Source organism: Sporosarcina sp. P16b, assembly GCF_002743065.1.
Taxonomy (GTDB): domain Bacteria; phylum Bacillota; class Bacilli; order Bacillales_A; family Planococcaceae; genus Sporosarcina.
In genome coordinates this window covers 1-8455 of the sequence record NZ_PDYO01000031.1, presented here as the reverse complement: position 1 = coordinate 8455, position 8455 = coordinate 1, and the positions used below count along the sequence as shown (strand labels likewise).

General features: G+C 42.3%; 9 protein-coding genes. 4 read left to right on the top strand and 5 right to left on the bottom strand.

Annotated elements, in window-relative coordinates; all coding sequences use genetic code 11:
* The first annotated feature begins 587 nt into the window (after positions 1 to 587).
* From CSV77_RS16480 to CSV77_RS16470, 3 genes are all read left to right on the top strand, one after another.
* Positions 588 to 1580: a GNAT family N-acetyltransferase gene (locus tag CSV77_RS16480; protein ID WP_233212297.1), complete on the top strand. Its 993-nt coding sequence runs from the start codon at positions 588 to 590 to the stop codon at positions 1578 to 1580.
* Entirely contained in the window at positions 1577 to 2251 is a 675-nt protein-coding gene (locus tag CSV77_RS16475) for a Dph6-related ATP pyrophosphatase (protein WP_099674239.1), read from the top strand. Before CSV77_RS16480 ends, CSV77_RS16475 begins: the two co-directional genes overlap by 4 nt.
* 69 nt (positions 2252 to 2320) lie before the next feature.
* Positions 2321 to 2758, top strand: coding sequence for a GNAT family N-acetyltransferase (locus CSV77_RS16470; protein WP_099674238.1), 438 nt, complete (start codon positions 2321 to 2323; stop codon positions 2756 to 2758).
* A 104-nt stretch (positions 2759 to 2862) separates the two neighbouring features.
* Here the strand turns inward: CSV77_RS16470 and CSV77_RS16465 are convergent, their stop codons facing one another.
* From CSV77_RS16465 to CSV77_RS16445, 5 genes are all read right to left on the bottom strand, one after another.
* Positions 2863 to 3393 (bottom strand): YceI family protein, encoded by a 531-nt coding sequence (locus CSV77_RS16465; RefSeq protein ID WP_099674237.1) that lies wholly within the window; start codon positions 3391 to 3393, stop codon positions 2863 to 2865.
* Positions 3394 to 3767: 374 nt separating this feature from the next.
* On the bottom strand, positions 3768 to 4373 hold the full coding sequence (locus CSV77_RS16460) for an alpha/beta hydrolase (protein WP_099674236.1): 606 nt from the start codon (positions 4371 to 4373) through the stop codon (positions 3768 to 3770).
* Between the two features lie 58 nt (positions 4374 to 4431).
* Positions 4432 to 5325 carry a VOC family protein gene (locus CSV77_RS16455; protein ID WP_099674235.1) on the bottom strand — a complete coding sequence of 298 codons (894 nt, stop codon included), beginning with the start codon at positions 5323 to 5325 and terminating at the stop codon, positions 4432 to 4434.
* Between the two features lie 23 nt (positions 5326 to 5348).
* A complete protein-coding gene (gene mhqE, locus CSV77_RS16450; RefSeq protein ID WP_099674234.1) occupies positions 5349 to 6302 on the bottom strand; it encodes a ring-cleaving dioxygenase MhqE in 954 nt (317 codons plus the stop codon).
* 80 nt (positions 6303 to 6382) lie between these two features.
* Positions 6383 to 6838: a MarR family winged helix-turn-helix transcriptional regulator gene (locus tag CSV77_RS16445; protein ID WP_099674233.1), complete on the bottom strand. Its 456-nt coding sequence runs from the start codon at positions 6836 to 6838 to the stop codon at positions 6383 to 6385.
* Between the two features lie 212 nt (positions 6839 to 7050).
* Between CSV77_RS16445 and CSV77_RS16440 the strand changes: the two genes are divergently transcribed.
* Positions 7051 to 8304 carry an amidohydrolase family protein gene (locus tag CSV77_RS16440; RefSeq protein WP_099674232.1) on the top strand — a complete coding sequence of 418 codons (1254 nt, stop codon included), beginning with the start codon at positions 7051 to 7053 and terminating at the stop codon, positions 8302 to 8304.
* Positions 8305 to 8455 lie beyond the last annotated feature (151 nt).

Here is an 8455-nt window from a genome sequence, read left to right as displayed (position 1 = left end):
CCCGCTCAATGAGGCCTTGCATCCGCTCAATGCCCGCGGCCCTACACCTTACACCCATGCAATCTATCGCCGCGCCATCTAGTTCTTGGCATTCGCAGCGCGCGCTCAATGAATCACGTTACCCGCCCTATCAGGTCCCGCAAGCGCTCTATGCGTTGTGTAATCCGCTCAAACGCGATCCGTATCCGCTCATAGTTTTCCGTTACCCGCTCAATGAGGCCTTGCATCCGCTCAATGCCCGCGGCCCTACACCTTACACCCATGCAATCTATCGCCGCGCCATCTAGTTCTTGGCATTCGCAGCGCGCGCTCAATGAATCACGTTACCCGCTCTATCAGGTCCCGCAAGCGCTCTATGCGTAGTGTAATCCGCTCAATCGCGATTCGCATCCGCTCATAGTTTTTCGTTACCCGCTCAATGTAGTTCCGCAAGCGCTCTATCAGTAATGTTATCCGCTCTATATGGATGGAGAACCGCTCTACATCAACAATTCATCCCTCCAAAAAAAGCACCACATCTATTCATTTCATTGGCAAGCTAAATGGATGTGGTATAATTTAGTTAAATTAGGCAGGAGGGGATTCTGATGATTCATTTTGTTCAATTTGAAGAGCAGTATATACCGAAGATGGCCGTGTTATTAGCAGCGAGACATGCAGATGAACGACAACGCTTTCCATTTTTGCAGGAACGTTTTGAAGATGTCGAACAAGCAGAAGAACGTTTGCGTGAAGAATTGGAGAAACCGTATACAGGGGGCCTCGTGACGTTGCGTGACGAAGAGGTTATCGGCTATTTACTATACGAATATCGCCAAGACGCTACCCGCGGACGCACAGTGTATGTTGGGTATCCGTCATTTGTCATACATGAGGACGAGCATCCAAGATTAGCCCGGTTGATGTACACGGAAGTCGGAGCGGAATGGGTTCGCAATGGCTATTTCGAGCATGTTCTAGATATACCCGTTGGGAATGATGAATTAATTCTTGAAATGCTGGAGCAGTCGTTTCATTTTGAACAGCGCTTTGCGGCGTTGTCACTTGAACAGTATCGTGCACAGCCGGGAGAGAATAGTCTCGTGAAGATGAAGGAGCTAGTAGGTGACGAGCAAAAAATATTGCATAAGATGGCGCCGTGGAACAGTTTGCATCAAGCGAAAGCTCCCGCGTGGAAACCGATTACGCAAGAAGCATTGGATGCGGAGCGCGATGTATTTGCGGCGTATGAAGGCAAAGAAGGTACGCGCAGCTGGGTCGCTGAGCAAGATCATGTACCTGTAGCCTTTCATCTATTCACGCCGGCGGACGCTCGACATGAGATGACGACGCCGAATGAGTCGGCCGTGCTTGTGCAGGGGACGACGAATATCGATATGCGTGGACAAGGCATCGGTAAGTCGATTGCGAACCATAGCTTTACTCAAATGAAAAATGCAGGCTTTAAATATGTCATGACGGATTGGCTGACGGCGAATCATTTAGCGTCGTATTTCTGGCCAAAGCTTGGATTCCGTTCGTATATGATTCGCATGGCGCGAACAGTGGATGCACGAATCTCATGGGCGGACGGACAATGACCGGCATGAAGTTCGTCACGTCATGGAGTGGCGGCAAAGACTCTGCACTCGCAGCATATCGCGCGATTCAAGAGGGAAATACGCCAGCGATGTTGTGGACCATGTTTGAGAAAGATCAGCCGCATTCTAAATCACATGCACTACCACTTGAGGTTGTTCAAGCGCAAGCCAAGCAGATGGATATACCACTGATGATCCGAAAAGCAGACTGGGCTGGCTATGAAATACAATTTTTAGATGCGATGCGCGCTGCTAAAGCACAAGGTATTCATAAAGCAGTATTTGGTGACATCGATTTGGAAGATCATTTACGGTGGGTACAGTCGATGTGTGCCAAAGTCGGCATGGAAACGTATCATCCCCTTTGGGAAGAACCCAGACGGATGCTACTCGAAGAATTTATAGCGGCAGGTTTTGAAGCCTATGTGGTCGTCGTCAATACCAAGATGATGCCTGCTAAATTTCTAGGCAGACGTTTCACTATTGAATTAATGAATGAACTGGAAGCACTTGGCGTCGATAGCTGTGGTGAGTCAGGAGAATTCCATACTGTCGTTGTCGATGGACCGATATTCAAGGAACGTATTCCTGTGAAAATGGGTGAAACTATCGAAAAAGAGGGCTATGTATTTTTGAAATGCGAGCTAGAAAACGTGACTTCCACAGAATGAAAGATGATCTGTGGAAGTTTCTTATTTTTTTGCTTGATAGATAAAAGTAGAAAAAGGAGTAGATGTCTAATGAATAGTAAGAGAATAGTGACGGAAGCGGATCTTCAAAAGTCTTTTGACATACGAAAAGCTGTATTCGTAGATGAACAGCATGTTCCGGAAGAGGACGAGTTTGATGAATTTGATGTGCTGGGTGAATTATGTGAACATATTTTAGTGGAACATGATGGACAAGCGATCGCATCAGGTAGATTAAGAATAGTAGATGGAGTGGGGAAGTTAGAACGCATTTGTGTGTTGGCTTCTCATCGGAGTTTAGGCGTTGGAAAGGTCATTGTTCAAGGGTTGGAAGATGTCGCAAAGGAGAAGGGGATAGTGTCGTTGAAATTGCATGGACAGACACATGCAGAAGAATTTTATCGAAAACTTGAGTACGCAACTACATCTGATATATTCATGGAAGACGGCATTCCACATATTGTGATGGAGAAAGAGTTAGCTCTATAGTTTGAAAGAGCACTTGTTATGTAAAGAAATACCCCTAAAGTTAAAAATCTTACTTTAGGGGCTTGGTATATACTGTACGTAATCAACTTTTTATCATATACAGCTTACTTACGTAATTGAATTTCGATATGGATTTTCACTTCATCGCTTACGACCACGCCACCAGTTTCAAGTGCCGCATTCCATGTTAAACCAAAGTCTTTACGGTTAATCTTCGTATCACCCGAGAATCCAGCAGCTTCGGCTCCGCTCATTGGATCTTTCGCTATGCCTTCAAACGTTACATTAAATGTGACAGGTTTCGTTGTATCTTTAATGGTAAAGTCGCCAGTTACGTCGTACGTATCGTCTGATGTCTTCTCGATAGTTGTCGCTTTAAACGATAGGTTTGGGTAATTTTCTACATCGAAAAAGTCGGCTGAACGTAAATGATTGTCTCTATCAGACTTGCGCGTATCAATACTGTTTGCATCAATTGTAAAATCGATTAATGCGTCCGTTAAATCTTGGGGATCCGCCTCGATAGTTCCTTGGAATTCGTTGAATGTACCTTTTACGTTTGAAATCATCATATGTCTTACCGAAAACTCTACTGTACTGTGTGCTGTGTCAACATTCCATTTTGCTTTTGTCATATAGATCTCCTCCGATAATGGTTGGTTTTTATGTTGCGTTCAGTAACTTACATGCAGCCTATTCAAGATGAACAATCCGAAGAATCTGAGAAACGAGCAGTAAGGTGATGGCTTCGTTTTTATTCGTTTTGGAAAAAATACTACTACCAACACTTAAGAACTATTTACCCTCTTTTGGGAAATATATGCGTATAGTAGGGGATTCGATGGAAGTCGTTCTAGTCGTATCTTTCTATTGATGGCTGTTTAAACGTTATGTGGTTGCAAAGAAATCGCAGTCAGTCCGTTAGTTTGCTTGTAAAACATCTACATACTGTCCTCATATTCATCGCTTTTTTTGATCTTCACCATGATTACTTTAGTTACGTTTTTTATCACGTACGTCGTGTTGAATTCAACCAGTTTTTCGCTTGTTGCGCGACTTCCTGTGTCAGGCTATGTCCCGTCACCCAAGCTGTTGTGACATGTGCGCCTCTTTCTTCAAAAAGACGAATGACTCGTTGGCTTTCAGATTCTGGTACAACCGGGTCGCCTTCACCTAGTGAAAGGAATACGTCCACGTCGCTGAAATCGTGTGTTTCCGCTAAATCTGCTGGATACAGTGGTGCGAATAAAGCCGCTTTTTTGAAAGTACCTGGCTGCATAAGCATCATGTGTATGGCAATGTTCGAACCGTTTGAGAATCCAACTAGAACCGTATCCTCTAGTTTAAAATGGTATTCCTTTGATTTTTCCACGATAAACTCATACAGTTCATTGCCGCGAAACTCCAGATCTTCCCAGTCGTACTGACCTTCACCGTGACGTTTGAAGAATCTATTCATGCCATTTTCCTGCACATTACCTCTGATTCCTAAAACGTTGTATTCAGGATTGAGTAGTTCGGCTAGGGATACTAAGTCCGTTTCCGTACCACCTGTGCCGTGTAGCAATACAAATACGGGTGCACCTTTTTTCTTTTCATTGTAAATATATTTCACTGCTTCAACGCCTCCAATTAATTAACAGCAAGTCCGCTCACATTATTTTATTGATATACTATATCTCCAATTTCGGAAGTAGAGTTTCGTATTCCTGCCTTTTATGTTCGTATTGTTCCGGTAATTTCAGCATGGAACCAAGTGATAGTATATCTTCGTCTATGTCAAATCCGGGCCCGTCTGTTGCGAACTCGAATACGATTTTTCCTTTTTCTTTTGTATAGATTGAGTTGAAGTAATTTCTGTTCTTTACTTCAGTGACCCCGAATTCTTCATCTTGTAGGGTGGACTGCCATTCTTTTAATGCATCTATATGTGGAACAGACCAAGCGATATGGTGAACCGTTCCAATGCCGAATCTACCAGCAGGTTGCGGTAGGATGGAGGTTATGATGTGATGCTTTTCCAAGCCCACTGTTTCAAAGTGGTGGTTCTGATCCTCAACATCTAGTTCGTTTAATCCCATAATGCCTGTAAGTAAATCCTTTGTGCCTTGCGGGTTTCCCGACAATAGCACAGCTCCGTGGAAATCAACTATATCATGATGATCTGTAACGACTTCGCCCTCGACAATGGCGAGCTCCAATCCATGCACATCATCGAACTCAAGTGTTTCTTTACCGAAGAGCTGAGTCATTTCTATGTGGATGTTTTGAGCAGTTAGATGCTCTTTCCAATAGTTCATACTTCCTTTAGGTACTCTGAAAGCAATTCGTCCGACTTGACCGCTGCCTTTACGTCCATGATTCTCGTTTGTCCAAGGGAAGAATGTAATGACCGTACCAGGAGTCATACGATGATCTCCGAAGTACAAGTGATAGACACCCGGATCGTCAAAGTTTACCGTTTGCTTAATCAAACGGAGCCCTAAAACATCTCTGTAAAATTTCAAGTTTTCATTGGGGTCTCCTACAATGGCTGAAATATGGTGAATTCTTTTAATGGCTTCCATTTACAAAACTCCTTTTAAAACGGTTATGAACGTGTTGTATCGAACGGGCGAATCTGAGATTCAATATATTCACGTTTTGGTTCAAGGAATGGGGGAAGTGCAAGGTTTTCACCCAACGTTTCATAAGGTTCATCTGTCATGAAACCTGGGCCGTCTGTTGATAGCTCGATGAGAATATGACCGATGCGTGTATAAAGTGCTTCAAAGTAGAAACGGTCTACATGACCGGAATGCTGCATTCCCATTTCATCGTATTTAGCTTCCCAGTTTTTAATCGCTTCATGGTCTTTCACTCTGAACGATACATGGTGAACCTGTCCATAGCCTTGACGACCTGGTGTGGTATCATCATATCGTAAAATGACCTGTCCTCCGTTGCCGCCTTCACCTACATCAAACAGAGTTACGTTATCTTCTTCAAGAATCGGTTTCATACCATACACATCAGTAAGCATTTTTTTAAAGTCTTCGAAATAACTAACTGTGATTTCAATCGGTCCTAAGCCGTAAATTGCGTGTTCTTCAGGTACGGGTCCGTTTTTCCAAGGTGTGCCTGGTGCTACGCCTTCATTATTCTCATCGGAGAACAGTTGATATTTCTGCCCATCCGCTTCTTGGAAAGGTAGCACCTTTTTTCCGAAAAGCTCTTGAATGCCGTCGTTTTCTATGCCGAACTCTTTGAAACGCTCTAGGTAATATTCAAGTGCTGCGTCGCTAGGCACTCGTAGTCCTGTTCTGGAAATCGAGTTTGTCCCGGGTGTCCCTTTCGGATTGTTCGGGAAGTCAAAGAACGTCATGTCTGTCCCGGGTGAACCGATATCATCTGCGAAAAATGTGTGATACGTTTGGATGTCATCTTGGTTTACGGTTTTCTTAACTAATCTCATCCCAAGTACGTTTGTGAAGAACTCATAGTTTCTCATTGCGTTGTCTGTCATTGCGGTAACGTGGTGAATGCCTAGTAATTCGTTTGTCATATACTAAAACTCCTTTATAATTGTAATTAATTAATATGTTACTAATTCGAGATATTAGATTAAAAAAACTAGATTTACTATTACATATTTTGTGCATGTAAACCTAATTTTTTTAACTGTGTAATGAGTTGTTCTTTTTCTGATATATTTAGTCCACTAAAAATTTCTTTAATTGCTTTCTTGTGTGGGGGGAAGATCTCATTCATCAGTTCCGTGCCTTCAGTTGTTATAGACGCATATGTGACCCGTCGATCTTTTGGACACGGTTTTCTTTTTAGTAAGTTTTTCTTTTCTAATTTATCTACAACGTACGTGATGCTACTACTGGCAATTAATACTTGCTCACCGATTTTCTGTATCGGTTGATCGCCTTTACTATAAATTAACTCTAAAACGCCAAATTCTGTTGGATTTAAATTCGAGCGTTTTATATCTTCTTCCACGCGTACTTTAATGGATTGCGATGCTCGAGTTAAAACTATAAATGCCTTTAGAGACAAATCTTCTTCATAACGTTCTACATTTTGATTGTCCATGACGTTCTCCTTTTATCTCGAATTCAAGGTAATCATATAATAGGGACGTTACGATGTCAATCGATACGTTTGAAGAGAAATTAACACTTGAATACGAGGTGGATGTTTGGAGAATAGGTCGATCATGTCGTGTGGAGAGCAAGAATTTTTTTTAGTCTATTGTAAATGCTATACTCAGTACTAGTACAACGGATAAAGGAGTAATGTATTTTATGAAAAAATTTATCAATGCGAATATATACGGTGACCCACATTCCCATGAATTTTTAGTGGAAAATGGGCAGTTTAGAACAATAGGGAATGATATAGGCAACGCAGATGAAGTGATTGATTTAAAAAGCCGTTTAGTGTTGCCGCCTTACGTGGATCCTCATTTACACTTGGATTATATCTTTTCAGGGTTAGGCGAGGGAAATGCGAATGTATCCGGGACGTTATTTGAGGGGATTCAGCGTTGGAGTGATAATAAGAAATCATTGACTGAAGAAATGGTGCGTGAACGTGCGATTAAAGGAATTCAAAAAGAATTAAGTAAAGGGGTTCAATTCATTCGTACGCATGTAGACATTACGGATCCCAATTTGACCGGGATGAAAGCGTTAATTACACTACGCGAAGAATTGAAAGATCTCGTTACAATACAACTCGTCGCCTTTCCTCAAGAAGGATTCTTTAGATATGAAGGCGCAGAGCGTTTAATGGAAGAAGCGCTTGAAATGGGTGCGGATGTAGTAGGGGGAATTCCTCACTTTGAAATTTCCTACGAACATGGCGTGGAATCCTTGCGACGTATTGTCGACATGGCCATAAAGCACAATGTGATGATTGATATTCATTGTGATGAAAACGATGATCCAAATAGTCGGTTCTTGGAAGTGTTAAATGCGCTCGTTATGGAAAAAGACTATGGTAAGTATACAACGGCCAGTCATACATGTAGCTTCGGTTCAGTAGACAATAGCTATGCCAATAAAATGTTGGGGTTATTTAAAGAATCACAAATCAACTTTATTTCTTGTCCGACTGAAAACGCCCATCTACAAGGACGTGGCGACAGTTATCCTAAACGTCGTGGCCTAACACGAGTAAAAGAACTATTAAATAATGGAAACAATGTGGCATTTGCTCAAGACTCCATAGCGGATTACTGGTATCCACTAGGCAATGGAAACATGATGAATATTTTAGACAATGGAATTCACTTAGCGCATTACACACATATTGATGAGATCAATAAGGCGCTCGACTTGATCACGTACCACGGGGCCAATCTTATGAGAGTGAACGATGAGTATGGTATTGAAGTAGGGAAACCAGCGAACTTCATCGTGTTGGATGCACAAGATCCTTATGAAGCCATTCGTGAGCGTGCAGAAGTGCTGATGTCTGTTAGGAACGGTGAATATCTTTTTAAGCGTGAACCACGAAAGAATGAAGTGGAAGTGGATTTCTTAAAGCTATCATGAGGTTTCTTGACCATTCTAAAAAATCCTTCTCAACATGTAAAGTGTACCCTTTGTAAAGGACAATTATAAAAAAGCCTAAGCTGCTAGTTGAAGCTGTCGTCTGTATTCTGCAGGCGGCAGCTTTTTCAAGTTCCACTGCCCGCGATAATGG